Below are 26,074 nucleotides of genomic sequence, written 5' to 3' on the forward strand. Positions count from 1 at the left end.
ATGTTTATGCGTCCGTTATGCACACCTGTCAAGCAACCAACGCGTAACAAAAAGACGAAGACTTCTCTCAGTCTTCGCTCTTGAACGCGCCGCCGAAGCCCTGCATACCCTCGAGCACCTGCTGGAAGCCGGGGGGCAGGGCCATGTCGCCTTCGCCACCCGCGGTCGGAGCGGTCGCAGCCTTTTTCCCGTCCTCGGCCTCGCCCTTCTTTTTCCCCTTCGCACCCGCGGCACGCTTTCCTGCGGCCGCCGAGGGTTCGGGCGCCGCCTTGGGCAGCGTGTTCACGTCGACTTCGGGGATGCGCGCCGACTCGGGCAGACGCGGAAGAATGGCGGAGGCGATGGCGCCCGGGAGGGTCGATGCCGACGGCATCGCTTGCTGAACCACGTGGGCTGTACCGAACGATGGGTCGTCGTTGGTGAACGCCACGATGGCAGAAGCGCCAATGATGAGGCCCAGCAGAAGAAAGCGAACGCGCGCTCCGTTCAGCGACTCGCTCTTCTCGTGCGTGCGTTGGGCATACTCACGCGATTCCGACATGCCACCACTCCTCGCCGACGATACAGGCTGGTGCCGATCCCGGGCAACCGCCATGGCGAGCTCGCTTCGCTGCGTGCGGCGCACCGAGGGAAGCTGTGTGCGGTGGATGGAAGGATCGGTCTTCCTTTCACGGGATTCGCGGGGGTCGAAGGGATTCATGAGCTGCGGTGACGCCTCCGTCTTCACACCGCGGCCCAGCATGAAGTATACCCATGTAGGATACATGTCCAGCTCGCTACGTTTTCGCTCGAAAAGGTGCGAATTCGTTGGCAAATGAACATCGGACGTTTCACCCCGCCCGAACCGTCCACCCAGGACAAAATTCGAAGCGGGTGGGGTCTGATGGACCCAGCGGCGGAGCCAGGCTTGACCTCGCTGCGCTGGGCGAAACAAGTGCCGCGGCCCCGCGATTGGCGTTAGCGGAACGCCACGGAGGTTGATAAACGTACTTGCCGTACTGCCCCTGCAACGCAATCGGAGGCTCGGTTGAGCGACATTCGCACCATCGACGTACTCAGTGATTCCACCGGCGAAACGGCCGAAAAAGTCGTGCGCGCCGCGCTTTTGCAGTTCCCCCATTCGGGTGTCCAGATCCGCCTGCATACGCGCGTGCGAACGAGGGAATCGGCTCGTCCCGTGCTCGAGCGCGCGGCCCAGGAGGGGGCCCTCGTCGTCTTCACGGTCGTCAGCCCGGAGCTTCGCGAGTACATCCACGCGTCGAGCTACGAGCTGCGGGTGGAGGCGCTCGATCTCATTGGCTCGCTCATCGGCAAGCTGGGCACCTATTTGGATCGACAGCCCATCAACACGCCCAGCGCGATGCTGCCGCTCTCGGACGAGTACTTCCGGCGCATCGAGGCGGTCGAGTTCACCGTGAAGAGCGACGACGGCAAGGAGCCGCGCAACTTCAAGAAGGCGGACATCGTGCTCGTGGGCGTGAGCCGCACGTCGAAGACGCCGCTGTCGACCTTGCTCGCGCAGCGCGGCCTTCGGGTGGCCAACCTGCCCATCGTGCTCAACTTCGAGGTGCCGCCGGAGCTGGAAGAGGCCCCGCAAGATCGCGTGGTCGGCCTCACCATCGGGCTCGATCAGCTGGTGGAAATCCGCAAGGCGCGCTTGAAGCAGCTGGGCATGCCCGTCGACGCGAGCTACGGCCTGCGCGAGCAGGTGAAAGAGGAGCTCGAATACGCCGCGAAGATCTTCCGCGCCCACCCTGGCTGGCCGGTGATCGACGTGACGGGACGCGCCATCGAGGAGACGGCGGTCATCATTCTGGAGTCGCTCAAAGAACGCGACGAGCAGACGAAGAACGCGCGCGCAGCCATTGTGTAAGAGAAACGGAGCGCGGCAGGCTCGCAAGTCCGGTGTGGCCGAACGGCGGCAGCGAGACAACCCCGGCGAGGCCGGCGCCTAGGTCCGTCTCGACCACCAGGATCGCCATAGGCTATGGCGATCCTCACTTTCTGTAGCGAACATCGCCCCGGTCCCGCCGGCTCGTTCTCGCTGCCGCGGTTCCAGCAGCAGGATAAACCAAGCCTGATACGCCAAATCGACGGCTACCTCTAGGTTCCATCGGGAGGACGCTGCAGATGGACGGTCCGGCGGCACGTGGCTCGTGCGCGGGCTCCGGATCGTCGGCGCGTGTGGCGAGCATTGCGGCGAGTTCGCGAAGGCGCGTGGGTCCAAAGGGGCCTTCGCGCAGGCGCCCCACGCGACCCCACGGGAGGCATGCGGCGCCGGACAGGGTGCCGATCCATGCGCCGAGGAGGGCCCGGGCCGCTCGGCCTTGCGAACCAGCCGCGGGTGCGAACTGCTCCATGGCGACGTCGAGCGAATCGCCGAAGCGCATGAAGGCGAAGGCGGCGAGCGGCACGGCTTCGGTGGCGTCGTTGCCGATGCCGAGCTCGCGCACGGCGAGGTCCATGGTGACCTTTTTCTCGACCAGCTCGAGCGCGAAGTGCAGGGCCACCACCAGCTCGGGGGATCGCACGACCCAGCGGGCGCGTTCGACGAAGCTGGAACGGTCGCCATTGGCCGGCGCGACCACGCAGGCGGCGGCTACCTCGGCCACGAACAAAGCGGCATCGACGGAGCGCGGATCCGCGTGGGTGACCTCCGCGAGGGCGCGTCCGACGGCGAGGCGTTCGTCGACGTCGTACGGCATGGATGCGCCGACGATGGCCGCACGGGCCGCGGCACCGCTGGTGGGTGACAGCGTGCCCGAGCGGCGAAGGCCCAGGGCAATGCAGCCGGCCGCGTGAAGCGTGTCGGCGTCGGCGGTCCAAGGATGCCGCAATGACCAGCCGACCAGGGCACCGCGGAAGGCCGTGGCCGTCTGCTCCGGGGAGGCAGAGGCGGTCGCCAGGGCTGCGGCGGCGATGCCCGATTGGACCGTGGCAACACCGTTTCCATCGAGGGCGTCGTTGGCCGCCACACCGAGCAAGGTGCCAGCAAGCCGGTCTTGTCGAAAGAGATCCATGTGCGTGGATTCCGACGTTCGAGAGGCCCTCTGTATTCCACGCGGCCCGGGGTGTACCGTACGGCTCCCATGACCGATCCGGCGACATTCGCCCTCACGCAACTGGTTCCCGTGCTGGCCGAGGAGGCGATGTTCGCCGCCATCTCCGCGCCGGGAATGACACGCGATGCCGTGGAAGGCATCCTCAAGCGTCGCCACGAGGCGCACGTGGCACTCGCGCAAGGCACGACGTCGCCGCGCATGCTCGAGTCGGAAGATGCATGGGTTGTCACGCTCACCCGGGCCATCGCGCCCCTCGCGCCGCCGGTGTGGTTGCCCATGGCCGACGTGCTCAAGCAAAAGGTGACCCTGGAGGTCGGTGCGCGCGGCCTGCGCTCGTTCTTCTCGTCGAAGCCGAGCGACAAGGAAGTGCAGCGCGTAAAGCGCCTCGGCGCACTCGCGGTGCGGTCGCTGCGTGCGGTGCTCTCGGCCGATGGGCTGTTCGACAAGGTGGAGCGGCGCAACATCGCCGCGATCATCGGCGCGCTCGGTCTGCCGGAGGACGACGCGCAGTCGCTTCTGGACGAAGATCCGATCAGCGTGGAACGCCTCGACATTTACGGCGATCTCGAGGTCGACGTCGCGCGCGCCGTCCTGAGCGGCGCCTGGTACGCCGCCGCGGCCGACGGCCTCGACCCGCGCGAGGAGCAGGTGATCCGCGCCCTCGCGGTGAAGCTTCACCGCACACCGGAAGAAGTGGAAGACGCACGAAGCGCGGCCAACACGCGCGCGGAAACGGGGCGGCTGGTCGGGCTCGCCCTCGTGGAGGTGCTGCGCACCTTGCTGGCCGATCGCGCGGCGGGTTCGGGCACCGACCTGGTCGCCCCCCTCGGAAGGCTGGCTGCGCCGCCGCGCTACCACGAGGAAGTGCTCGCGCACCAACCGGGGCAAGGCGAGATCAAGAAGCGCTACGCCGGCTTGAACGCGGCCGATCGAGGCGCGGTGCTCGCGGCGGCGTGGGGTGCGGCGTTGCACGAGGACCCTGCCCTTTCGCGCCGCTCGGCGCTGCGTGCGCGGTTCGATCGCATCGCCGCGGAGCTAGGCGACGAGGGCGGGCGCATCCGAGCCTCGGTGGAAGGGCCCATCGACGAAGCGCTGGCAACCTTGGCCAGTGCCATGCGGTAGTGGAAAGAGCGGAACGATCATGTCCAAAGAGCGAAGAACGGTAGGATTTCTCGGCGCCGGCAACATGGCCGCGGCGCTCATCAAAGGTCTGCTCCACGCCGGCGTGTTTCTGCCGTCCGAGATCTACGCGAGCGATGCCAAGGCCGATCGCCTGAAGCACATTCAGACCACGCACGGCATCCGCGTCACGAGCGACAACCACGAGCTCGCCCGCACCGTCGACGTGCTCGTCCTCGCGGTGAAGCCGCAGGTGCTCGACCGCGTCCTCGACGCCATCGCGGGCGATCTCCGGCGCGACACCTTGGTCATTTCCGTCGCCGCCGGCGTGCCGCTCGAGGCCCTCGAGGGCCGGCTGCCGGCGAACGCGCGCGTCGTCCGCTCCATGCCGAACACACCGGCCACCTCGCTGGCGGGTGCGACGGCCATCTCCGCGGGCTCGCATGCCACCGAGGCCGATCTGGAGATCGCGCGCTCCCTCTTCGAAGCCGTCGGCCGCGTCGTAACCTTGGACGAGCCGCTCCTCGACGCCGTCACGGGCCTCTCGGGCAGCGGGCCCGCGTACATCATGCTCATCATCGAAGCCCTCGCCGACGGCGGCGTCAAAATGGGGCTGCATCGCGACACCTCACTGCTCTTGGCGGCGCAGACGGTGTACGGCTCGGCGAAGCTTCTTCTCGATACGGGCGAGCACCCGGGCCGCTTGAAGGACATGGTCACCAGCCCGGGTGGCACCGCCATCGCGGGCCTGCACACCTTGGAATCGGGCGCTCTGCGCAAGACGCTGATCGACGCGGTGGAGAGCGCGAGCCGGCGCGCGGCCGAACTCGGGCAGCAGATGACGGAGAAGATGCGGAAATGACGCACGGCTGGTATTGACCGCGCGTCGTCCATGTTCGGCCTGCGGATCACCCTTCTCGTTTTCCTGAGCCTTCTCGCATTGGTTGCCGCAGCCGCGGTGGGCTCGCGCATGCGCTACGATCGGCACTCCGAGCGAGCGGCCGCCACGGGGCTGCTCTGCAACGCGATCATCGTCTTTCCCATTTACGCACTCGCGTGCACGCGACTCCTCACCGCGCGCGCGCTGACCATCACGTCGGGCGTCTTTTCGGTGGCCGTCTTCGCGGCCGCGGCGTATGGGCGCCCGCTCGGGCCCTTCGCCCGGCACGTCTTTCGCGAGATCGGCCAGGAAGCGCTCATGGTCGTCGTGGCGCTGCGCGAGGCGTGGCGCGCCCGAAGCTTGGTGCTTGTCGGGCTGCTCTTCAGCGTGGGGCTGATCGGGTGGACGGCTATCACCGCGTACTACGCGCCGTCGTGGCGACAGTGGGATGCGCTCTGGTACCACGAGCCCCTCATCGGCTTCACCCTGCAGAATCACGGGTTCCTCTTCGATGGAATCTCGCTGCCCCCGGCGTCGGGCGTGCAAAAGGTGAACGGCTATCCGGCCCTATGCGAGATGACGCAACTGTGGTTCGTCATCTTCACCGATCGACGCCTCATCGAAATGGCGAACAGCGTCCTCGCACCGCTGTTCATGCTCCTGGTGTACCTGTTGGCCAAGCGGCACGGGAGCGACCGCGTGGCCGCCACGGGCTGGGCGGCGGCCATGCTGATCATGCCGGGGACCTCGATCCTCCTGGCCAGCGTCTACGTGGACATCCACACGGCTCTCCTCGTGTTGGGCGCCGTGTATTTCGGCACGCGCATGCCCCTGCGGCTGCGCGACGTGCTGCTCACCGCGATGTGCCTCGCCATGGCCATCGGCGCCAAGGTCCTCGCCCTCGCGCCGGTGGGCGTCATCAGCCTCATCGTGCTCGCCCGCATGTTCTGGAATCACCTACGAAGCCGCCCGCGGCAAACGTTGGGGACCCTGCTGGCGGGCATGGTCATGATGGCCATCCCCACCGCGTGGACGTACCTTCGCAATTGGAGGAACTTCCACAACCCGTTTTGGCCGGACCTCGTTTACGACAATCCCCGTTTCGGCATCCATTGGACGGGGCACGCGGACGGCGTCGAAGATGGGCAGCCTGTGGGGACGTTGCTCGAGAACCTCACGAATATCCCCTACTCGCACCCTCTCGGGCACGCCACACAGCTCAACGAGTACGGCTTCATGTCGGGTTGGTTCTTCTTCCCGCTCGCCGCCGCCTGCCTCGTGCCCCTCGTCTTCCTCGTCGTTCGTGCGCCCCTCGGGCGCATCTGGGGCGTTCGGCGCTGGCGCATGAGCACGAACACCGTGGCCGTCGTCTACGTGGCGATCGTGCTCCTCGGGAGCCTCTACATCGACCCGGCACCGTTCTGGAGCGCGCGCTACTACACCGCGCACACGGCCATGGCGACCGCGCTGGTGGGATGGGCCTGCGGGCGGCGCGGCTTCGAGCGACTGCACGAGGGCATCGTCGCCACGGTCACCGTGGGGATGATCATCGCCTTCTTCTGGACGACGCCGCGGTGGTGGTACGGGCCGTCCGAGCTTCTCACGCTCGCCCGCACTCCGTACCCCGCACGCGAATTCACCCCGGCCGCGGCGATTTCATCGAGGTTGCATCTCACGTCGGGCTCGGGGATCCCCCTGGAGACGGGCCTCGCCCGCGAACGACTCGGCCCGGGTGCGGTGCTTGCCACGGGCGACAACGATGGCGCCATCGTCGGCCTCTTTTGGAACAATGATTACTCCAACAAGGTCGTCTACGTTCCCAGCGGGCCGGACTTCCTCGCCCGCGTCGAAGCCACCGGCGCCACCTGGCTGTTCTGCGCCTATGCGGATTCGATCTACCCGACCCTTCACGCGAAAGACTCGGGTTGGACCGAGGTCGGCGCGACCAACGTCGAACACTGGGGCGCTTTCTTCCGCCGCACCCGCTGGTAAGAGCCGATTTGGGCGCGCCTACTAAGGCAACGGTCAATTGGAACGTGTCAGGTTTTGAATGGCCTGGTGCGGGAACCGCGGCAGCGGGACGAAACCGGCGGGACCGGAGCGATGTGTGGTCCAGAACGTGAGGATCGCCATATCTCTGGCGACCCTGCCGTTGGGGACGGGCTAAGGCGCCGGCCTCGCCGGGATTGTCCCGCTGCCGCTGCTCGCCTGCAAACGACTCGCGAGTCCGCCACCATCAATCGACTTTTGCGTTAGGGTCGCGCGGCCATGTAGAGTACGCGCTCTCCGGTTCGGTCAGACGTCACGTAGATGCGGCAGCCGTCCTCCGAGAGCCATGTCGGCCAGTCGCTGTGCTCACTATTGAGCTCACGAACGTTCGTCGGCGTCTCGACGCCATCGCCCTCGGCATTCCGCCTTGCGACCCAAACATCGACCTCCCCACGTGCGCCGTTCGTCGGGCGATTGGAGGCAAAGAATACGAGTTTCCCGTCCGCGCTCGGAAGGGGGTCGTCGTCGACCGACGTGGGATCGTTGATGCCCTTCACCTTCGCCGCAACGTATCCGTCTTCGAGGAGATTTCGGTAGATCTCTCCGTCGACAGGGAACCACAACTCGGAGCCTCCCAAGATGAAGGGACCGCCGCAATTGCCCGGGATCTTGAACGCGTCACTCATCCTCTCGAGATCGCCGAATGCCCCACCATCGATGCGATGCGCGCGAAACAATCCCCAGTTGTCGAGGGGCCCACCATCTCGATTGGCCGTGTAATAAAGGGTCGTCCCCTTGGCGTTCACCCACGGCCACTGCTCGTTGTAAACCGTATTGAGCTCGGTGAGGTACGTAGGTTCTCCGGAAAACGGTACGTTCCGGTCGGCGCGCGTCACATAAGCCAGATCGTACGGAGTCGCCACGGGCGACGTCGCCACGTAAACGGTCTTCTCGTCGGCCGTGAGTCGCCCGCCGAAGACATCGGATCCGGGCCGCCCGTAGACGTATTGAAGCTCCCCGAACGGCTTGCTCGGATCGCATGGGAGCTCGGATACGACCGCCGCATCGCCCGCATCGACTTCCGGCGGAGGCTGCAAGATCCTATCCGTCAGACCTGCGTCGTGCACCGCGGCAGGGTCGTCGTCCGAACACCCCAGGTCGATACCGACCGCTGCCATCGACATCACCGCACCGAGAGCCACGAACCGACGACCATATCCAAGCTTCATCGAGGTGCCGCTGACGTACGCCAAGGCCGAAGGCGAAGCAAGAGCAGCGAAGATCCCACCTTGTTTCACATGGGGCTCGCGCCGAGGGCCGGATCGCCGCTAGAAAGTAGCCCCATGCCGAGCCCGCGTACGAAACGAGCCACCCGCTTGTTCTTCGTGCTTCTGGCCGTCGTTTACACGTGCGTTTTCCCGTACATGGCGTGGGTGAACAACCCCAACGAGAACGCCCGCACGTACATGACCATGGCGCTCGTCGAGGATCACACCTTCCAGGCCGACCGAATCGTCGAGCGCCAGGGGTGGACGAACGACATGGCGACGGTCCCTTCGCGGGTGCCCAGGGAGCCTGCCCACCACTATTCGGTGAAGGCGCCGGCCATCAGCTACGCGGGCATTCCCGTCTATTGGGCGTTCACCAAGATCGCGCCACTCTTCGGGCATCCGGTGCCGACGCTGGCCTCGCCCGCCGAGGAGCGCGCGTTTTGGCTGCGAGCGTCCACCTTCGCCTTGCGGCTTTTCGTCGTTCAGATTCCCGCGTTCCTCTTTCTCGTCTTCTTCGAACGGTACCTGCGGAACATTACGCAAGATCCCATCTATCGCCTCGCAGCCGTCGCCGCGGTGGGCCTCGGGAGCAACTACCTCGCGTACTCGTTGATGTACGTGAGCCACGCGCTCTGCGGCGCCGCCGCGTTCACCTCGTTTGCCATCACGGAGATGGAGCGGGCGCGGACGTCCGACTCCCGCGAGCGGCGTACGTCCCGGGCCTTCTTGGCGGGATATTTCGCAGGGCTCACGACCCTGTTCGAGTACCACGCGTTCCCCGTTTCGTGCCTCCTCGGCCTGTACGCGCTGAGCGCCTTCTGGCGACCCAAGCGACTCTTGGCCCTGATCGGGGGTGGCTCCATCGATGTCGCGCTCTTGATGTTTTTCCAATGGCGCGCGTTCGGCAGCCCCTTCACCCCGGGCCACCGCATGGTGGACGATCCGAGCCTCGCCCAGAAGCACCATCACGGTTTGTACGGCATCGCCGCACCCGATTGGGATGCCTTTCACGACCTTTCCCTGAGCCACGCGTTCGGCTTCTTTGGCACCAGCCCGTTCATGTGGCTTGGCCTGCTCGCGATCCCTTTCGGGTTGTTCATCGTCCGCGGGACGAAGCATTTCCGGCGGCAGCGCCGGCTATCGACGTTGGTGTGGACGTTCACCATGCTCGTCTTCTTTCTGACGGCGAGCGCCGCGGCCGTGTGGCGCGGGGGTTGGACGATTGGCCCGCGGCTTCTCGGTGCGGCGCCCGCGTTCTTCGCGTACGGGGCGGTCACGGCACTCGAGGCCATCGCGCCGCACGGATGGCGGCGCACCGTGGCCCGCGGCGTGGCCGTTGGCCTTGCCCTCGCGAGTGCCATCACCATTGGCCTGGTGGCGCTGGTCTACAACACGCTGCCCGAGTCGGTCACGCGGCCCCTCGTGCAGATTGCCCTCCCGTTCCTGCGCGCAGGCTTCGTCCCGTACCACGTGGGCCACCTCCTGGGCGTCGAAGGGCCGAACGTGTTCTTCGTGGTGCTCGGCATGGGGTTCGCCGGCCCATTGCTCGTGATCCTGCTCTGGAAGGCGAGCGACACCCTCCGGGCGTACGTCGTGCGAATGGGCGTCACGGTGGCGGTCACCCTCATCGGGATCCAGGGTGCCTTGAGCGCACCGTCCTCGGACGAGGGTGGCGACGGCGCCCACGACACGCGCAACATGTCGCAAGCTTGGGAGCCGAAGGGAAACGACCGCATCGCCCAGGCAAGGGAGGAGGCCGACCGCGTCGGGCCTCGCGGCCCCTGTCTGTGGTACCAGTTGGCCGATCTCGAACGGATCGTGCGCTGGGACCGCGAGGCGGCCCACGATGAGAAACGCGCCACCGAACCGCGCTCCAACTGCCGATAGACGCCTCATGGATCCGGAACCGCCCATCCCATCGCTTCGTTGGCGCATCCTGCTTCTCGGCCTGCTGTCCGTCGGGATGGGCGTCTTCGCCTGGTACACGATGCTGGGCAACTACCCGCGCACCCAGTTCGGCGATGGCCAGATGTTTCACAAGGGCATCGAGGCCGCGCGGGTGAGCGTGGTTCGCTACCACGAATTGCCGCTTTGGAACCCCTACGAGTGCGGTGGCAATCCGCTGTGGGACAACCCCGAGCAGATGGCCGCGGCGCCGCTTCTCTGGCCCGTGCTCTTCCTGGGGACCACGGTCGAAGTCTATTTTTGGTGCATCATCCACGGCGCGCTCGGCTTTCTGGCCATGTGGCTCTTCGGCCGGCACGAGCTTCGACTCACGCGGGTGGCCACCTTCCTCGCGGCATCGATTTGGGCCTTCTGCGGCTTTCATCAGCAGCATGCCTCCACGGGCCATCTTTCGTTCGCCTCGTTCGAATACTTCCCCCTGGCGATCCTCTTGTGGCGCCGCGCCGAAACGGATCTCCGCGCCGCCGCCGGGCTGGGCGCACTCGTCGCGTGGATGCTCTACGAGGCGGGCACGTATTCGGTCCCGCACCTCGCGCTCTTTCTCGCCGCCGAAACGCTGACCCGCGCATGGCCGGCCAAGCGCTTCGTCCCCATTGGCCGGGCCGCCGCCGTGGTCGTCGCGGTCACCGTCATCGTGGGCGCTGCGCGGTTGTTCCCACTGGTCGCGCAGCTCGGCGCGCACACGCGCGCGCTCGAACCGGAGACGGATCACCTCACGTGGCAAACGTTGCGCGACATGTTCCTCGTGCGCCAGCATGGCTGGGGCGCCGCCGGACAGACGTACGTCTGGCCCGAGTATTGGGCGTATTTGGGCCCGATCGTCGTTGTCCTCGGGTTGGTCGGAATCGCACTCGCGGGCATCGAATACGCGTGGCTCGTCGCACTGCTCGTTCTCGCCTTCGTGCTGATGTGCGGCCACTTTGCCCCTTGGGCGCCCTGGTCCATCTTGAAGGGGCATATCTTCCCTTTCAAAGAGATGCGGGTACCCGCGCGATTCCGCTGCGAGGTCAGCCTCTTCCTCGCGGCCTTCTGCGGCATCGCCATCGATCGACTCCGCCAGCTCGCGCAGAGAAAAGTGCCGTCCCACGCAACGACCATCGGCGCCTTCATCGTCGCGCTGGGATTCGTGGGTGTCGGCGACCTGCTGAGCACGAGCCTCATTTGGATCGAGACCCGTTGGCCGCAAGCGCCCGAGTCCCACCCGATGCCGTCGACGAGGCTCTACTACGGCGGACCAGGCCTCGCGCCGTTCATCGATCAGCCGCAGCAAAATCGCGGGCGGCTCGATTGCTGGGGTGAGTGGGGTTCGTTTTATTCTGGTGCCCCGCTTTGGGAAGGCGATGTCCCGCAGGCGCGGGGGGCCACCAAGGACGTCGTCGTCGAGGTGGGCAACCGCACGCAAAACACGTTCAGCATCGATGCGGTGCTGACACGCCCCGGTCGTGTGCTGGTCAACTCTTCGTACGATCGCGCCTGGCGCACCGACGTGGGTACGCTCGTCGAGGTGAACAGGCAACTCGTGCTGGAGCTTCCCGAAGGTCGCCATCACGTGCACCTTCGCTATTGGCCCATCGGTTTGACCGCGGGATTGCTCCTTTCGACATTTGGAACCGCCGCCGTGGTGGCGTACTTCGTTTGGGATGCGCGCCGGAAGCGACATCAACGGCTGCCGTATCCCGCATAAAGTTGCTCGCAATTGACACAATAACGTTGCGCGTCGCCGACATGGGGACTCGATATTGGCGGCGCAGCGTTCCTGCGCTGCAGCGTGAATGAGAACGCGCGCGAAATTAATCCGAAGGCTCGCGCGAACGCAGTGAAAGCACGCCGGATGGAGCGCGGCCGTTTTGGCGCTTCGGTCCCGGCATCGAAAGGATTTGTCAGATGAGCCTCACCATGCAGCGCTTGCTCCCCACCGTTGTACTGCCCATGGTCGCTTTGGCTGGCCTCGGTGCGTTCCTTCGCAAGGACAAGAACGAGGCGCAGATGCGGAACGTCGAAGACGCACGACCCGCTGCGCAACTCTCGCCCGTGGCGCGCATCGAGATGCTTCCCGGGGAGAACACCACACGACTCCACCTTCACGATGTGAGCTGCGCCACCTGCACGCCGCAGCCCATCTCGGAGCCGAACGAACACATCACCGGCTTCACGGTGACCGCCGACGGCAAGCACGTTCTCTTCGTCTCGGATGCGACGCGCACACCACGCGAGGGCAACTATTCCCTCTACCGCTACGACGTCGGCACGCACCAGCGCGTCGAGTTGACCCCCGACGAGACACTCGATCGCGACGTGCCGATCTTGCCGCGCAAGCAACCGGATCTGGCGATTTACTCCGCACGCACGCAGGGCGAAGCCTCGACCAAGGTCTTCGCGCAATCGCTCTCCGGCCGCGACAAGCCGAAACTCGTTTACGTCGATCCCGAGCCGGGTGAGCTCGTCGAGGTCAGCGACGACGGCACGCGCGGCGTCTTCCGGCGGTTCATTGCACCGGAGCAATCCGTGTACATCGCCGTCGATCTGCGCAAGCGCGAGTCTTAGGGGTTGGGGAAGAGAGGAAAATCTGAGGGGAGCGGGAGCGAGAACCGCTTCTCTCTCCCCCTAAACCCTAAACCCTAAACCCTAAACCCTCTCTCTCAGTGCTTCGGCATGATCTCGGTGTAGGTCACCACCGCGATCAAGGTGAGCATCATGAGCAATCCCACGGCGTGAATGCGCGCTTCCACCTTGGCGTCCGGCTTGCGGCGGGAGGCGGCTTCGAAGAGCAAAAAGAGCAGCCTCCCGCCGTCGAGCGCGGGGATGGGCAGTAGGTTGAAACCGCCCAGGTATGCGCTCAACGCGCCCAGCAATTTGAAATAGTCGCCCGCGCCGTTCTTCGCGGCGCCACTGACCTGCTTCACGATGCCCACGGGTCCGCTCAGCTCGGGCTTGATCTTGCCGCTGATCCAGAGCGCCAGGCCTTTCACCAAGTCGTAAACGACCTTGGGCGGCTCCGTCACGCTGAGCACGGCGGCTTGGGCGACGGTGAGCTTCGTCGTGCGCAGCGGCGTGCCGATCTGGATCTTGCCCTCGAGCTTCTCCCCTTTGGGCGTGACCACGGGGCGCTTGGTTTCCTGCTGCCCGTCGCGCTCGATGAGCACGTCGATGGCCTCACCCGCGTGCTTGCCCACGGCCACGCGCAGCTCGTCCCAGTTGTGGATGGCTTCGCCGTTCACGGCGAGCACCTTGTCGCCATCGTGCATGCCCGAGACGGCGGCGGGGCTCTCCGGCATCACCGTCACCTTCATGCTCACTTCGTCGATGTCCGTGCGGCCGCCGATGAGGAAGCCCATGAACATGAGCACCGAAGCAAACAGGTAGTTCGCGAGCGGCCCGCCGGCGATGGTCACGATGCGCCCCCAGAGCGACGCATTGGCGTAACTACCCGGATCCTTCGGATCGTTGTCCTCGTACGGGTTCATCCCCGCGATTTGCACGTACGCGAGGAACGGAATGATCGCGATCTGAAAGACGGTGGGACTTCCCTTGGGGCGGTGCTTCCAAATCGTCGGCCCGAAGCCGATGGAGAATCGGATGACGCGCATCCCGTATCGCCGCGCGGCCAGGTAGTGACCGCCCTCGTGAACCACCATGAGGACGGCAAGGCCAAGCGCAGCAATGACGTAGAAGGCAACAGGCATGGCCGTCAGTCTAAAACGTGCCGGTCGTTCACGCCATCCGAGCCGTTGGCAGCTCCGCCCTTATTAACAACTACAGGAAAAACGACACGCCGACCGAAAACGTCGGGTAGCCAATGCGCATCGTCAGCGACGTCTTCTCGTTGAAGTGGTATCGGCCCACCGCATAAAACGCCGGTTGAACGCTGGTTTTCGTGGGCCCGTCGCACCCGGCAATGCCATTGCAGTAGTCGTCGTAGAAGCCGTGGTAAATGAACAATCCGGGCTCGGCCGCAACACTCCAGCGCTCGGCGACGAAAAAGTTCCACTGCATGGCGACGGGGAGGAACAGGAAGTTCGCACTGCAGTCGTACTTGAACCCCGCGATGCGGTAGTCGCAACTGTAGTGCACGAAGTCGAGGCCGAACGTGATGCCGACGTTGTTGTTGATGTTCGGGATGAAGCCGTTCTGCACGATGGGGATCGTAAAGCGCCCGCCGGCGCCGAAACCGGTGCTGCCGCCGTCGTAGCCGTTGCCGTAAAGACTCGCGAAGGCAAGCGTGCCGTGGGGCTCGATCTCGACTTTGTAGTCCGGGTGATCGCCCGGATGCTTGATGGTGTCGTCCGCCATGGCGGAGGACTCACCGGCGCCGAAGACGGCGAGTAGGGCAGCTGCTGACACACTTCCGATGGTGCGGAGCTTGGGCATCCTCATTGACTCCCTTTCAGATCGTCAGGGGGGGTTCCGATCGACGCACGCGGAACAGGAAGCCACCAAATACCGTCACGGGTGCTACGTGCTCGGCCATCACGTTCGAGCCGCGCAAGCAGGCGGCTGACCGTCTCCGTCGTTGCGTTGACCATGTGTGCGATATCACGTCGGCGCAGGGGAATGGCGATAAAGCGCCCTTGCCCAAGAGGCGTACCGTGTGTGCGGGCCAGGCCGTCGAGCACGCGAATGATGCGCTCGTCAGCCGTCCCCGACACCAATTCGTCAATGCGCTGTACGTACGTACGCGCATCGTCGGCGGCGCGGGCCAGCCAATAGCGCACGAGGGCCGGCGAGCGCCCCAGGGTTTCGAGCAATGCCGCATTGCCAATGGTCACGAACTGCGACGAGCGCAGGGTGACCACGCTGGCCACGGCGGGCTCCTCCCCCACCGGCGAGGAATCGGGAATGCGGCAGGGTGCCCGAAGGACACTGAGCACGATGGGGTCGGCCTCGTCGCGATCGGGCTGACGCACCATTTTCACGGCGCCCCGTAGCAGAAAGATCACGTGGGGCGACGGTGCACCTTGCGCGAGCAGGGTCACGTTGGCGTGCGCCACGCGATGGCTCGCGTTCGCAGCCAGCTCCTCGAGGGTATCGGCGCCAACTTCCGCCAGACCGGGAACGAGCCGCAGCTCTGCAGCGACGTCGAAGGGGGCCTTCGCCATGAGATAAGCTTTTCAAGAAATATGCTCTGCGGCCGGGCCACAGCAAGCCGGAGCATGGTCGACCCGTTTTCGCCTCGCCGGAAGAAAAATTCCTCCAGGCGAAACCCCGGCCCGGGGCGGCCCATCAAGACAGGGCTGGGATCGGTAACCAAAGTTTATGCCTTGTGGTAGCTTGCCGCCCCATTCCAGAAAGGCCGAGACCATGACCCAGAGCAGCAACGAAGCGGAACAGACGGCGGGTATCGCGCTCAAAGGCGGCGCCGCCATCCTGGCCCCCGTCACCGCGTTTCCGAATGGCATCCCCAGCAACGCCCTCGTTCTCATTCCGCTCGGCCCCAACGGCGCGCCTGTGGAAAAGAAGATCGTGGACGGTCCCGTCGCCCTCACCCAAGACGAGGTGTGGAAGCTGCTCGGGTTGAATGGACCGCCGGTCCAAGTTCAAGACGATCAGGGTCGCCCCATCGTCATCGGCGTGGAAGATCTGCTCAGCGGTCTCGAGAAGCACTGGCGCGAGAACCCGAATCAGGACGATCCGTCCCCGGGCCGCATCTACGCGCAAAAGCTCATGGAGTACGGCCGCCACGCGAAGGCCGAGACCGTGCTCGCGAAGATCGTCGCCCTCGGCGGCGAAGGCGAGGACTGGCTCGCCCTCGGCGTTTCGCAGATGCAGCAGGAGAAGTACGACAAGGCCGAGGCCACCCTGCGCGGCGCGCAGAACCTGCTGAAGGACAGCCCCTTCCCGTCGTTGCACCTCGCCAAGCTCGCGCACGAGAAGAAGGACGCGAAGGCGGAGCGTGAGGCCGTGGAGCGCGCCATCCAGATCGACGTGAACTCGGTCGATGCGTGGGCCTACCTGACGAACTTCCTGCGCGATGCGGAAGGCGAGGAGAAGGCCATCGCCCAGGTCGAAGAGCTGGCGAACGCCCCGGTCAACAGCCGCACCGCCGCCCCGTACGTGGCGCTGCAGGGCTTCTACGCCAGCGACGAGAAGACGCGCGACAAGGCCATCGACTTCGCGAAGAAGGCGGTCACCCGCTCGCCCGACGACGTGCTCGCGCTCCTCTGTCTGTCGGCCCTCTACGGGCAGGCGGGCAACCTCGCCGAGGTCATCAAGGTGCTCGCCCCGCACGAGGCCAAGATGCAGCGCGACGTGCGCCTCGCGCACAACTACTTCGAGGCCCTCGTGCAAATGCGCGACATGCCGAAGATCACCGCGCTTCTCAACAAGCTCGCGACGTCGCCGAACCGCGAGGTCAAAGACTTCGCCATCCAGCGCTCGCGCGCCCTGCAGCAGATGCTCGCGCAGCAGCAGCAAGCCCTGTCGCAGGCCGGCGGCGGGCAGTAAGCCTAGACTCGGACGCGTTTTCCCAGCAGCAAGAGGAAGAGCGGGCCGCCCAGAAGCGACGTTACGGCGCCGACGGGCGGCTCGGTGTGCAAGAAGCGAAAGAGCACACGGCTCAGAAGATCGCAGAGGACGAGCATTCCCCCGCCCGCGAGCAGCGAGGCGGGGAGGATGACGCGCACGTCGGGGCCGAAGAGGCGGCGCAGCGCGTGCGGGACGATGAGGCCGATGAAGCCGATGAGTCCCGTGACACTGACGATGCCGCCCACGACCAGCGAGCACGCGAAGAAGGTGCGCCGTTCGAGTGCGCGCACGTCGACGCCGAGGTGCAGCGCCGGTTCGTCCCCCAGTGCGAGCAGGTTGAGCCGGCCCGCGTCGATCAAGAGGATCGCGCTGCCCAGGGCCACGTAGCCGGCCACCGAGGCAAGCGCGCCGGGCGAGGGCACGTCGAGAAAGCCCATGAGCCAAAAGAGGAGCTCCTGCGCTTTGGCGGCGCTGATGAGCGTCTTCAAGAAGGTGATCGCCGAGGCCGCGATGGCATTCACCACGACGCCCGCGAGCAGAATGCTCGTCGCATGGGCGCCGGGGCTCATACGCGCCACACCATAGACGATGGCCGTCGCCGCAAGGCCTCCACCCAAGGCCGCCAGCGGCACGAGCGAGGCGCCCACGAAGGTGATGGCCGCGACGCCGGACAAGATGGCCACCGTCGCACCGAGCGCGGCCCCGCCGGAGACGCCCAGGACGAAGGGCTCGGCCAGCGGATTGCGCAGCAAGGTCTGAAAGGCGACCCCCACGGCTGCGAGCCCCGCCCCCGAGACGACGCCGAGAAGCACGCGCGGAAGCCGCGCCGAGATCACGATGGTGCGATCCAGCGATTCGGGCTCGAAGGCCGCACGCGCGAGCGAAATGGGCTCGGCCCCGAAGGTGATGGCCAACATCACCGCGAGAACCAGCAGCGCAAGTCCCGTGGCGAGGGCCTTAAGGCCCACTGTTCCTCTCGTGCAAGAGCCGGAGACCCACCATGGTCAGGTCGGCGTCGTAGTGCCCGATGGTCCGCGACAGGGGCGCGATGAGCGAGCCAAGTCCTCCGGTGGCGATGACGTCGGCCGGGTAGCCCACCTCGTCGCGGATGCGGTCGACCAAGCCGTCGACCATGCACACATAGCCGAAGACGATGCCCGATTGCATCGAGTGCACGGTGTTGCGACCCACGACGCGGGGGGGCGCGACGATTTCGACGCGCGGGAGGCGTGCGGCGCGCGCAAACAGCGCCTCGGCGCTCAACTGGATGCCCGTGGCGATGACGCCGCCCAGGTACTCGCCCTTGGGGGTGACGATGTCGAAGGTGGTCGCGGTGCCGAAGTCCACCGCGATGACCGCGCCCTTGAAGCGCTCGTACGCGGCAACGGCGTTCACGATGCGATCGGCGCCGACCTCGCGCGGGTTCTCGTAGAGGATGGGCATCCCGGTCTTGATGCCCGGGCCGACCACCAGGGGCTCGGAGCCGAAGGCGCGCTTCACCAGCCGGGCCATCGGCTCGGTGAGGGCCGGCACGACGCTGGCGATGATGGCCGCGTCGATGTCGCCCGGCGCAATGTCGTGCATCGCGAGCAGCTGCCGCAACACGACGGTGTATTCATCGGCGGTGCGCCCGCGGTCCGATTCGACCCGGAACTGGTGCACCAGCGTTTTGTCCTCGAACAGACCGTAGACGATGTTGGTGTTCCCCACGTCGATGGTCAGAAGCATGTGCAAGTCCTTCCTAACGCTCCACGCGCGCGTCGTGGATAACATCACCTTGGGCCACGGCCGCCCAGTCCCCCTCGGCACGACCGACCCGCGTGTACTGGCCATCGAGGTGGGGTGTGCGCGACAACGTCACGAAAATCTGGCTCGAGCCGGTATCACGCCCGGAAAGGGCCATTCCCACGGAGAGCGGCTCGAACGGCACAGGCGACGTTTCGCAGCGAAGGGTCTGCCCCGAGCCGCCGTACCCGTCGCCACCGGGATCGCCGAACTGCGCGACGAAGCCCGGCACCACGCGGTGCACGAGCATCTCCTTGAAAAATCCGTTCTGCGCCAACGCCACCAAGCGCGTCGCGGTCACTGGGGCCAAGGTTGGGTCGAACACGATGGCGAGCCTCCCAGCATCCGTCTCGAAGACGACCTTCGCCGGCTCCGCCAGCGGACGATCGAGCTCCGACGCGAGCGAAGGCTCCACAGCCGGCGCGGGACATCCAGGGCTCCCTCCCCCCCCGGGGGAGGGTCGGGGTGGGGGAGCATCCAGCTTGCCCAGCGCCTTCGCCGCCCGCTGCCGAAGCATCGCATTGGGATCCTTGCAGGCCGCCTCCGCGACGGCACGCGCCCGCTCCACACGAAGCGCGACGGCAGCATCGATCAACCCCGCGCGCGTCTCCAAGAGATCCTCGCCCCAGCGCACGTCGAGCGCCTCCGACAGCGCCGGCCCGAGGCCGGCCATGCGCTCCGGGTGCGCCACGATCGCATCGGCCGCCGTCCCCACGAGCCCCGCCTTGCCGGAGCGAAGCGCCGCGGTCACCGCAGCGCGGGCCGCGTCGCCCAGCTCGGGGTGCCCTTCGAGGGCCTCCAGCGCCAGCTCGCGCACGCGAAGATTTTCGCTCTTGGTGAGCGCCAGCCACGCGTTCTTGCGCTCGCCGGCCAGCGGCTTGCGCAGCAACGACGCGAGCCGCGCCTGCTCGTACACCGGCGTTCCCTTCGCATCGCACCGCGCGAGAAGCTCGTTGTCGTACGCGTCCTTGGCCAGCGCTCCGGCGGCGGCGCACCGAAGCGCGGCCAACCTGCGCCCGAGAACCTTGGGCACTTCGCCCGGCCCGGTCAGCGCGGCGAGCGCCTTCAGCGCGGGCTCCGCGGCCTTGGGCACCTCGCCGTGCAGCGCGTCGAGCAAGGTCATGAGCACGCCGAACTCGTCGCCCGCGAGGGCCATCAACGCCATCGGGTCGGTCAGCGGCTTCGCGAGCTCCGCGATGGCCTCGCCCGCCGTACGCCCAGATGCGTCCATCAGGCCCAGACCGCGTGCGGCCTCGGCGCGCTCGGCGGCCGAAAAGCTGCGCTCGCGAACGATCTTCGCGAGCTCGCCCGCGGCGGCAGGCCCCGCGTGCGCGAGCGCGCGCACCGTGAAGATCCGCTCCGGTGTGGCATTGGGCAACGACGCACGCGCGACGTCGAGCAGGCGCGGCACGAGCGGATCGGGCAGCCGCTTGATGCGCCCCAACCCGAACAGCGCCGAGGGCACCGAGGACGCGGCGTCGAGCAACGCGCCGATCGCCTCGTCGTTCAACGACGACGCCGGCGACACCGCGCCCCCCGGAAGCGATCCCGCGCGACTCGCCACATCGCCCAGCCCGTAGGCCGCACCCTCGGCCCAAGGCCCGCGCGCCTTCACCCACGCCACGAGCTGCGATTCCGCCGCCGCCCCGCCGCACTTACCCAGGGCCCGCGGCAGCGCGATCCGCACGTCGGCCTCCTCGGGTCCCACGGTGGCGCGCGTGCCGCCATCCGGGAACGCGCCCGCGCGCGTCAGCAGCGCATTCACGTGCGCCTCCTCGTGCCCTTTGCACGCGAAGCCCAGGCCGTACGACGCCCACGCCACCACGTCTTCGTCTTGATCCGCCACCGCGCGCAGCAACCCCGGGAGGCTAGCCTCGTCGGCAATGCGCGCGAACGCCCGCGCCGCACGCCGCCGCACCCGCACGTCGGCATGGCCCAGGGCCACCGCCGGCACCTCGGACGCGCGCCGCCGATCCGCGGCGCGATCGATCACGGCGAACTCCGGTGGCGTCTCGACCCCGGCCTGCACCGAAGCATCCACCTGCGCCGGCGGCTCGCTCTTTTTGCAGGCCCCCAGCATCATCGCGAGCGCGAGGCTCGTCCACAACGCCAGCCACTCGGCCACGCGCTCGCGCCCCCAACGCCACACGCGACGGCGCACGCCGGGCGGCGGCGATTTCGCCGGCACCTCGTGCACGGAGAGCCCCTGGCGCTGAAAAATCCGGCGCGCGCGGGGCAGATGCCAGTCGCACGTCACCAGCGAGACCTCACGAATCCCCCGCCGCTCCAAGAGCACGGCGGAGAAACGCGCATTGTCGACCGTATGAAACGAGCAGCGTTCCCGCACGATGTACTCCTTTGGCACACCACGTTCAGCCAGCGCCGTTGCCAGCGCATCCGCCTCCACCACCCCATTCCACATCCGCCCGCCGCTCACGACAATGACCGCAGGCGCTTTCCACGCCTGCGCTGCGGCTTCGGCCCGCCGTCCGGCTGCGCCCGTAAGCCGGCCGCCCGCATCGAAAACGAGCTTGCAACCAAGGACGACCATCGCGGGCGCCGTCACGACGCCCAGCGTCCATGTAGCGATTGACGAGCTGCGCGTAAGGGGCTTATCTCCTTAGATTGCATGCGGATCACGTTCTGGGGAGTCCGCGGGAGCATCCCGACGCCCGGTCCCGACACCGTTGAAATCGGGGGCAATACGAGCTGCCTCGAGGTCCGCGCGGGGAAGGCCATCATCATCTTCGACGGCGGCACGGGGCTTCGGCTCCTTGGGCAGAAGCTGCTCAAGGAGATGCCGATCACCGCCCACATCTTTTTCAGCCACGTGCACTGGGACCACATTCAGGGCTTTCCGTTCTTCGCGCCGGCGTTCGTACCAGGCAATCACATTCACCTCTACGGCGGAAACAACGTCTCGCGCACCCTCGAAGAGACGCTCGCCGGCCAGATGGACTACCCGAGCTTCCCCGTCCACCTGTCGGAGATGGGCGCGAAGATGACCTTCGCCGACCTTTACGAGGGGCAGACCCTGGAGATTGACTCCGGCGACGGCCACGCGTTTCGCATCACGACCTGCCGGGGCAACCACCCCAACGGGGTCTGGGCCTACCGTTTCGAGCACAAGGGCCGCTCGGCCGTGTACGCCACCGACACCGAACATTATTCGGTGGTGGATCCCAAGCTCTGCAAGCTGGCGAAGGACGTCGACGTCCTCATCTACGACGCGATGTACACCCCGGAAGAGTACGCTGGAACGGCCGGCGCGGGCGGGCCCAAGGTGGGGTGGGGTCACAGCACGATAGATGAGGCAGCCAAGCTGGCGAAGGCAGCCAACGCCAAAAAGCTGGTGCTCTTCCATCACGATCCCGGTCAGAACGATGCGGCCGTGCGCGATAAAGAGCGCCGATGCCGCGAATGGTTCGCCAATACGGTCGCGGCCTACGAAGGCCTCGCCATCGAACCGTAAGGCCGCGCTCGATCTTAACGCCGTGAAAGGCGCGAAACCGCGGCCCTATAGGGCCGTCTCTCCTGGCGTGAAGGGTCCATCGACATGGACCGCGCAACGTTTGCGTCCAGTTTCGTGAACGTCGTCGCGCGTTGCGCGAACACTTCGCAGGGCCTTGGACCGATCACTTGAAACCCGCGTCATTTGCGATGGCATCGCCCGTGCAAAAGGGTCACGCAGGTCCGGCTCCTCGGGAGATCGCCCCGGACCGCGAAAGTGGAGGAGTCTATGAGCTCCGTGTTCGATGGCGCGTCGTTGCGCGCTTACAGGGAGAGTCTTGCCTCGGTGTCCCCGCTCGATCGTGAGACGGAGCGGGATCTTGCGCGTCGCTGGGTTCTTGGCGACAAGCGTGCGGGGGAAAAGATCGTCGAGGCTTGCCTACCCTTCGTGATTGCCATTGCCCTGGAATACCGACGGTGGGGAATCCCGCTCGAGGACATCGTTCAACAGGGAAATCTCGGCCTTTTGCGGGCCGCGAAGAAATTCGACCCCGAGCGCGACGTGCGCCTCGCCACCTACGCGGCCTACTGGATCCGCGCCGAGATTCGCGAATACGTCGTGCGCGCCTACCGCGTCGTTCGTCTTGGAACGACGAAGGCCGAGCGCCGTGCACTTCGTGCGTACCGCACGCAGGAGCGCGACCCCGAAGAGCTTGCGCGCTTGTCGGGACTGTCGCCGGAACGGGTCGAAATGCTCATGCCGCTCCTCGCGGGGCGTGAAATGAGTCTGGACGCCTCGGGCGCCGACACGACCCCGGTCGTGGAGCGCATGGCCGCCAAGGGACCGGATCCCGAAGAAGCTGCGGGCGCGCAAGAGGTTCGCGATCGCGCCGCGGGCGCGGTGCGCGATGCGCTTCGCCATCTGAACGAGCGAGAGCTGCTCATCGTGAAGGAGCGGCTGATGAACGACGATCCCGTCACCTTGCAGCGCCTGGGCGAGATGCTCGGCGTGAGCAAAGAGCGCGTTCGTCAGCTGGAAGAACGCGCACGCGGCAAGCTTCGCGATCGCCTCGCGAACATGCGCGAGCACGCGCAAGCGATGTAGTCGGTGGCACTCCCCCACCCCTGCCCTCCCGATTTCATTTGGCTCGGCGTGGGAGGGTGCTGACGGAACTCATTTCTGAGGCGTCAGCTCCCTCCCACGACGGGACAAAGAGCAGGAAAGAGGAGGTTAGGGGTGGGGGCGGGCCTGTTTCTGGAAGGTAGAAAGGCAGCCTGCTAGGCTTCGCAGCAGCTTTTTCATGCTCGGAGGATCGCGGCGCCGAATTGGGGTGGGACTGTTTTTGGCCTTGGCCGCCGGTGCCATCTGGCTGGGGGCACGGCATCCGGCTCCGGTGAACGTGGCGAAGACCACGTTCGACCCGGTAGAAATTGCGGACACCGATGCAGGCGCAGGTGTGCATGCCCCGGGCGGCCTGTTCGAGCAGGACGAGGGGCAAGCGACATCCTTTCGCGTTCCGTCGGGCGCACCCTCGGAGCTTTCGTGCGAGGAAGCACGAAGTGTCGTTTCGCAGGTTCGCGAAATGCTCGCGTACCGTCCGGGTCCTATCCGCGCGGCGGCCTTCGCCGATGCCGTGATCGACTGGCTCGATCCACATGGCCTGTGGAGTGCCGCGCCCGATAGCCCGGTGGCGACGGCGATCGAACGGCATGGCCGGGAACTTTTGCGCGAGCTCGAGCATGAACATGGCGACTGCGCGGCCGCACGGGAGGTCGGGCGCGGGCTGGAGCGCTGGGTTCATGATCTGCAGCGCGGGTTCGAGGAGAAGCGCCGGGCGATGACCGGCTCGGAAATGTCGATCGACACGGCCGTCTTCGAGCCCATTGCCGATGGGGCGAGCCCGTCGCCCAAAGCGTCGACCTTCGCGCGGCTGCTGGGGGAGCGGGTTGGAGCGGGTGAGCGTTTGCTCGGCACCACCGGCGCCACATTTGCGCGGGCCGCCCAAGAGCATTTTTTTCCGGACCTGAACGCCGAAGGTTGGTCGCGGGTGCTGCTCGCGGCCGGGGTGCGCGCATACGTGCCGCTGGTCGACCCGCACGGTGGATGGGCTCCCCTGGAGGAAGAGGCGAGCATCTACGAGTTCGACCTGGATTCGCACCCGCGGGCTTCATTGTGGGACAAGATCGGGCGCACGGCTTTGGGTGCGCGCATCGAGTCGGGAGCGCTCCCGCCGATGCGCGATGGCGATGCCGTGCTTTCGCTGGGCGGGGTGCGCACGGCGGGGCTCGCGATGGAGCAATTGCAACAATTGGCCATCGTGGTCGCGGCGTCGCACCGCCCGACGGAGGCCATCGTGCTGCGGCAGGGCGATGCCGCACCCCGGTCGTTGAAGCTCGATCCGGAAGCCAGCACGGAGACCGGCGGCGAGGAGACGCACGACGGCCTGGCGGCGGAGCGCATCCCGTACGGCGATGGGGCCATCGTGGTGGTGACCATCCGCGAGGTGCGCGACGACCTGGGCGAGCAGCTCGCGCACACGATGATGCGCGAGCGCGCGCAAACGAGCGCCCCCATCGGCTTCGTGCTCGATTTGCGCGGCAACGGCGGAGGCTCCACCGATGGGGCCATCCACGCGCTGAGCGCATTTTTGCCGAATGCGCCGCTCTTTCCCATGAAGCGCCAGGACGGCAGCCTCGAAATGGAGCGCGCGCCCGAGCCCCCGCCGTCGGAGCGTTTCGAGGGGCCGGTGGCCACCTTCGTCGATGGGAACACGGCCAGCGCGGCCGAGATGATCGCGGGGGCGCTGACCGCCTACCGGCGCGGCCCGAGCGTGGGGCGCCTGACGTACGGCAAGGGCTGCGCGCAGGAATACTCGGACGACGATGCGCGCGCGGGCGTGCTTCGTCTGACGACGTTGCTCTATGCCCTGCCCGATGGCTCGGCGGTGCAGCGCGTCGGGCTGACGCCGACGTTGCGCTTTCCCTTCGCGCTTCTGCCCGACGAGGATCCTTCGGGCGAGAGCGAGGCGAAGCTCCCAGGCTCGCCGCCCACATGGCGCGGCCCCGACGTGCGCAACCGCCAGATGGTGGCCGGCTTCGAGGCCGCAAAGCTCATGACGTGGCCCTCCCACGGCGGCCACGTGGGCCCGTGCAAGGATCCCGACGTCTGCCGCGCCCTGCATGTCCTCGGCGGGGGCACATCGCGCATCTCCGCCGCGTCGAAGCCTGCGGCGCGCTAGTGCCGGACGAAGTCCGCGCCGAGCTTCACGACGATCGCGATGACCACGCAGAACACGACGGCGCCGACGAAGCGATCGCCGCGCCGCATCGCGAGGCGTGAGCCGACGAAGGCCCCCGTGGCGCTGGCCGCCGCCATGGGAAGGGCGATGTGCCAGATGACGTTGCCGCGCAGGGCGAAGATCGAGAGGGCCGTCAGATTCGACGCCAGGTTGATCGTCTTGGCATTGCCCGAGGCGCGCGTGAGCGTGTCGCCGAAGAGCATCGTGAAGCCCACGATGAGCAGCGAGCCGGCGCCCGGGCCGAAAAATCCGTCGTAAAGGCCGATGGCCAGGGCGAAGCCCGCAAGCACCGCCTTGGGGTTCTTCCACGCGCGCACCTGCGGGCGCATGCGCCGCGGCATGGCCACGATCACCGCCGCCACCACCAGGAGCGCCATGACCACCGGCCGCAGAGGCTCGGGCCGCACGGCAAGCACCAACAGCGCGCCCGCGATCGCGCCGAGCATCGAACCGAGAAACGCGACCGGCACGCGATCGCGCTCGATGCCGTCGCGCCGCCAGAAGGAGACGAACGACGCCACCACGCCAAACGACGACTGACCCTTGTTCGTGGCCAGCGCCAGATGCGGTGGCAGCCCGGTGGCTAGCAGGGCCGGCAGGGTGATGAGCCCGCCCCCGCCCGCGATGGAGTCGACGACCCCGGCGAAAAAGGCCGCGAGAACGAGAAAAACGATGCTCGCTTCAGGCGAGGCGAAACTTGGGAGAACGGACATCGATGGTCGCAGGAACCGAAGCCAGGGAAGGAGTTTTCATTCCCACCGTAACTTTGGGCTATGGAAGAGGAAGTTTCGG

General features: G+C 66.6%; 21 protein-coding genes. 11 read left to right on the plus strand and 10 right to left on the minus strand.

All coding sequences use genetic code 11. The features are described 5' to 3' along the window. Nucleotides 1–67: 67 nt before the first annotated feature. On the minus strand, nucleotides 68–541 hold the full coding sequence (locus tag LVJ94_45960) for a hypothetical protein (protein ID WXB04237.1): 474 nt from the start codon (nucleotides 539–541) through the stop codon (nucleotides 68–70). 486 nt (nucleotides 542–1,027) lie between these two features. On the opposite strand from LVJ94_45960, the gene LVJ94_45965 reads away from it, so the two are divergent. Continuing rightward, a complete protein-coding gene (locus tag LVJ94_45965) occupies nucleotides 1,028–1,873 on the plus strand; it encodes a kinase/pyrophosphorylase (protein WXB04238.1) in 846 nt (281 codons plus the stop codon). Nucleotides 1,874–1,997: 124 nt separating this feature from the next. Here LVJ94_45965 and LVJ94_45970 read toward each other — a convergent pair whose 3' ends face one another. Then, nucleotides 1,998–3,020 carry an ADP-ribosylglycohydrolase family protein gene (locus LVJ94_45970; GenBank protein ID WXB04239.1) on the minus strand — a complete coding sequence of 341 codons (1,023 nt, stop codon included), beginning with the start codon at nucleotides 3,018–3,020 and terminating at the stop codon, nucleotides 1,998–2,000. A 69-nt stretch (nucleotides 3,021–3,089) separates the two neighbouring features. On the opposite strand from LVJ94_45970, the gene LVJ94_45975 reads away from it, so the two are divergent. From LVJ94_45975 to LVJ94_45985, 3 genes are read left to right on the plus strand one after another with little or no spacing between them, the layout of a single operon-like run. Beyond that, nucleotides 3,090–4,184, plus strand: a complete 1,095-nt coding sequence (locus LVJ94_45975) for a TerB family tellurite resistance protein (GenBank protein WXB04240.1) — start codon at nucleotides 3,090–3,092, stop codon at nucleotides 4,182–4,184. Between the two features lie 19 nt (nucleotides 4,185–4,203). Continuing rightward, the gene (proC, locus tag LVJ94_45980) at nucleotides 4,204–5,043 is read left to right on the plus strand and encodes a pyrroline-5-carboxylate reductase (GenBank protein WXB04241.1); all 840 of its coding nucleotides are present in this window, start codon (nucleotides 4,204–4,206) and stop codon (nucleotides 5,041–5,043) included. A gap of 30 nt (nucleotides 5,044–5,073) precedes the next feature. Further along, entirely contained in the window at nucleotides 5,074–7,053 is a 1,980-nt protein-coding gene (locus LVJ94_45985; GenBank protein WXB04242.1) for a hypothetical protein, read from the plus strand. A 260-nt stretch (nucleotides 7,054–7,313) separates the two neighbouring features. Here the strand turns inward: LVJ94_45985 and LVJ94_45990 are convergent, their stop codons facing one another. Beyond that, on the minus strand, nucleotides 7,314–8,228 hold the full coding sequence (locus LVJ94_45990; GenBank protein ID WXB04243.1) for a hypothetical protein: 915 nt from the start codon (nucleotides 8,226–8,228) through the stop codon (nucleotides 7,314–7,316). A 165-nt stretch (nucleotides 8,229–8,393) separates the two neighbouring features. Between LVJ94_45990 and LVJ94_45995 the strand changes: the two genes are divergently transcribed. From LVJ94_45995 to LVJ94_46005, 3 genes are all read left to right on the plus strand, one after another. Then, nucleotides 8,394–10,208, plus strand: a complete 1,815-nt coding sequence (locus LVJ94_45995) for a hypothetical protein (GenBank protein WXB04244.1) — start codon at nucleotides 8,394–8,396, stop codon at nucleotides 10,206–10,208. A gap of 7 nt (nucleotides 10,209–10,215) precedes the next feature. Further along, nucleotides 10,216–11,970: a hypothetical protein gene (locus tag LVJ94_46000; GenBank protein WXB04245.1), complete on the plus strand. Its 1,755-nt coding sequence runs from the start codon at nucleotides 10,216–10,218 to the stop codon at nucleotides 11,968–11,970. A 200-nt stretch (nucleotides 11,971–12,170) separates the two neighbouring features. Beyond that, nucleotides 12,171–12,830 carry a hypothetical protein gene (locus LVJ94_46005; protein ID WXB04246.1) on the plus strand — a complete coding sequence of 220 codons (660 nt, stop codon included), beginning with the start codon at nucleotides 12,171–12,173 and terminating at the stop codon, nucleotides 12,828–12,830. Nucleotides 12,831–12,925: 95 nt separating this feature from the next. Here the strand turns inward: LVJ94_46005 and LVJ94_46010 are convergent, their stop codons facing one another. The 3 genes from LVJ94_46010 to LVJ94_46020 all read right to left on the minus strand — a co-directional run bounded on the left by LVJ94_46010 (nucleotide 12,926) and on the right by LVJ94_46020 (nucleotide 15,382). Beyond that, the gene (locus tag LVJ94_46010; GenBank protein WXB04247.1) at nucleotides 12,926–13,969 is read right to left on the minus strand and encodes a M50 family metallopeptidase; all 1,044 of its coding nucleotides are present in this window, start codon (nucleotides 13,967–13,969) and stop codon (nucleotides 12,926–12,928) included. Between the two features lie 70 nt (nucleotides 13,970–14,039). Continuing rightward, a complete protein-coding gene (locus tag LVJ94_46015) occupies nucleotides 14,040–14,654 on the minus strand; it encodes a hypothetical protein (GenBank protein WXB04248.1) in 615 nt (204 codons plus the stop codon). A 2-nt stretch (nucleotides 14,655–14,656) separates the two neighbouring features. Next, nucleotides 14,657–15,382: a Crp/Fnr family transcriptional regulator gene (locus LVJ94_46020; protein WXB04249.1), complete on the minus strand. Its 726-nt coding sequence runs from the start codon at nucleotides 15,380–15,382 to the stop codon at nucleotides 14,657–14,659. A gap of 202 nt (nucleotides 15,383–15,584) precedes the next feature. On the opposite strand from LVJ94_46020, the gene LVJ94_46025 reads away from it, so the two are divergent. Further along, nucleotides 15,585–16,727, plus strand: coding sequence for a hypothetical protein (locus LVJ94_46025; GenBank protein WXB04250.1), 1,143 nt, complete (start codon nucleotides 15,585–15,587; stop codon nucleotides 16,725–16,727). Between the two features lie 2 nt (nucleotides 16,728–16,729). Here LVJ94_46025 and LVJ94_46030 read toward each other — a convergent pair whose 3' ends face one another. The 3 genes from LVJ94_46030 to LVJ94_46040 are packed head-to-tail and all read right to left on the minus strand — an operon-like array spanning nucleotide 16,730 to nucleotide 21,099. Continuing rightward, nucleotides 16,730–17,716, minus strand: a complete 987-nt coding sequence (locus LVJ94_46030) for an iron ABC transporter permease (GenBank protein WXB04251.1) — start codon at nucleotides 17,714–17,716, stop codon at nucleotides 16,730–16,732. Continuing rightward, nucleotides 17,706–18,476, minus strand: coding sequence for a type III pantothenate kinase (locus tag LVJ94_46035; GenBank protein WXB04252.1), 771 nt, complete (start codon nucleotides 18,474–18,476; stop codon nucleotides 17,706–17,708). The genes LVJ94_46030 and LVJ94_46035 overlap by 11 nt, the downstream gene beginning before the upstream one ends. A 13-nt stretch (nucleotides 18,477–18,489) precedes the next feature. Continuing rightward, complete coding sequence (locus LVJ94_46040; protein ID WXB04253.1) at nucleotides 18,490–21,099, minus strand: YdcF family protein; 2,610 nt, start codon at nucleotides 21,097–21,099, stop codon at nucleotides 18,490–18,492. Nucleotides 21,100–21,162: 63 nt separating this feature from the next. Between LVJ94_46040 and LVJ94_46045 the strand changes: the two genes are divergently transcribed. From LVJ94_46045 to LVJ94_46055, 3 genes are all read left to right on the plus strand, one after another. Further along, nucleotides 21,163–22,005, plus strand: coding sequence for an MBL fold metallo-hydrolase (locus LVJ94_46045; GenBank protein WXB04254.1), 843 nt, complete (start codon nucleotides 21,163–21,165; stop codon nucleotides 22,003–22,005). A gap of 267 nt (nucleotides 22,006–22,272) precedes the next feature. Continuing rightward, complete coding sequence (locus LVJ94_46050) at nucleotides 22,273–23,088, plus strand: sigma-70 family RNA polymerase sigma factor (protein ID WXB04255.1); 816 nt, start codon at nucleotides 22,273–22,275, stop codon at nucleotides 23,086–23,088. 226 nt (nucleotides 23,089–23,314) lie between these two features. Next, nucleotides 23,315–25,222, plus strand: coding sequence for a S41 family peptidase (locus LVJ94_46055; protein WXB04256.1), 1,908 nt, complete (start codon nucleotides 23,315–23,317; stop codon nucleotides 25,220–25,222). Here the strand turns inward: LVJ94_46055 and LVJ94_46060 are convergent. Then, entirely contained in the window at nucleotides 25,219–25,995 is a 777-nt protein-coding gene (locus LVJ94_46060; protein ID WXB04257.1) for a TSUP family transporter, read from the minus strand. The two genes, LVJ94_46055 and LVJ94_46060, sit on opposite strands and share 4 nt — an antisense overlap. Between the last annotated feature and the right edge of the window lie 79 nt (nucleotides 25,996–26,074).

The organism is Sorangiineae bacterium MSr11367 (assembly GCA_037157805.1).
GTDB classification, from domain to species: Bacteria; Myxococcota_A; Polyangia; order Polyangiales; family Polyangiaceae; genus Pendulispora; species Pendulispora rubella.

Bases quoted from the DNA above. Each gene is read 5' to 3' on its own strand.
- LVJ94_46025 (WXB04250.1), top strand. From the start codon at position 15,585: ATGACCCAGAGCAGCAACGAAGCGGAACAGACGGCGGGTATCGCGCTC.
- LVJ94_46060 (WXB04257.1), bottom strand. From the start codon at position 25,995: ATGTCCGTTCTCCCAAGTTTCGCCTCGCCTGAAGCGAGCATCGTTTTT.
- LVJ94_45995 (WXB04244.1), top strand. From the start codon at position 8,394: ATGCCGAGCCCGCGTACGAAACGAGCCACCCGCTTGTTCTTCGTGCTT.
- LVJ94_46015 (WXB04248.1), bottom strand. From the start codon at position 14,654: ATGCCCAAGCTCCGCACCATCGGAAGTGTGTCAGCAGCTGCCCTACTC.
- LVJ94_46000 (WXB04245.1), top strand. From the start codon at position 10,216: ATGGATCCGGAACCGCCCATCCCATCGCTTCGTTGGCGCATCCTGCTT.
- LVJ94_45990 (WXB04243.1), bottom strand. From the start codon at position 8,228: ATGGCAGCGGTCGGTATCGACCTGGGGTGTTCGGACGACGACCCTGCC.
- LVJ94_46005 (WXB04246.1), top strand. From the start codon at position 12,171: ATGAGCCTCACCATGCAGCGCTTGCTCCCCACCGTTGTACTGCCCATG.
- LVJ94_46045 (WXB04254.1), top strand. From the start codon at position 21,163: ATGCGGATCACGTTCTGGGGAGTCCGCGGGAGCATCCCGACGCCCGGT.
- LVJ94_46050 (WXB04255.1), top strand. From the start codon at position 22,273: ATGAGCTCCGTGTTCGATGGCGCGTCGTTGCGCGCTTACAGGGAGAGT.
- LVJ94_46035 (WXB04252.1), bottom strand. From the start codon at position 18,476: ATGCTTCTGACCATCGACGTGGGGAACACCAACATCGTCTACGGTCTG.
- LVJ94_46010 (WXB04247.1), bottom strand. From the start codon at position 13,969: ATGCCTGTTGCCTTCTACGTCATTGCTGCGCTTGGCCTTGCCGTCCTC.
- LVJ94_46020 (WXB04249.1), bottom strand. From the start codon at position 15,382: ATGGCGAAGGCCCCCTTCGACGTCGCTGCAGAGCTGCGGCTCGTTCCC.
- LVJ94_45960 (WXB04237.1), bottom strand. From the start codon at position 541: ATGTCGGAATCGCGTGAGTATGCCCAACGCACGCACGAGAAGAGCGAG.
- LVJ94_45975 (WXB04240.1), top strand. From the start codon at position 3,090: ATGACCGATCCGGCGACATTCGCCCTCACGCAACTGGTTCCCGTGCTG.
- LVJ94_45985 (WXB04242.1), top strand. From the start codon at position 5,074: ATGTTCGGCCTGCGGATCACCCTTCTCGTTTTCCTGAGCCTTCTCGCA.
- LVJ94_45970 (WXB04239.1), bottom strand. From the start codon at position 3,020: ATGGATCTCTTTCGACAAGACCGGCTTGCTGGCACCTTGCTCGGTGTG.
- proC (WXB04241.1), top strand. From the start codon at position 4,204: ATGTCCAAAGAGCGAAGAACGGTAGGATTTCTCGGCGCCGGCAACATG.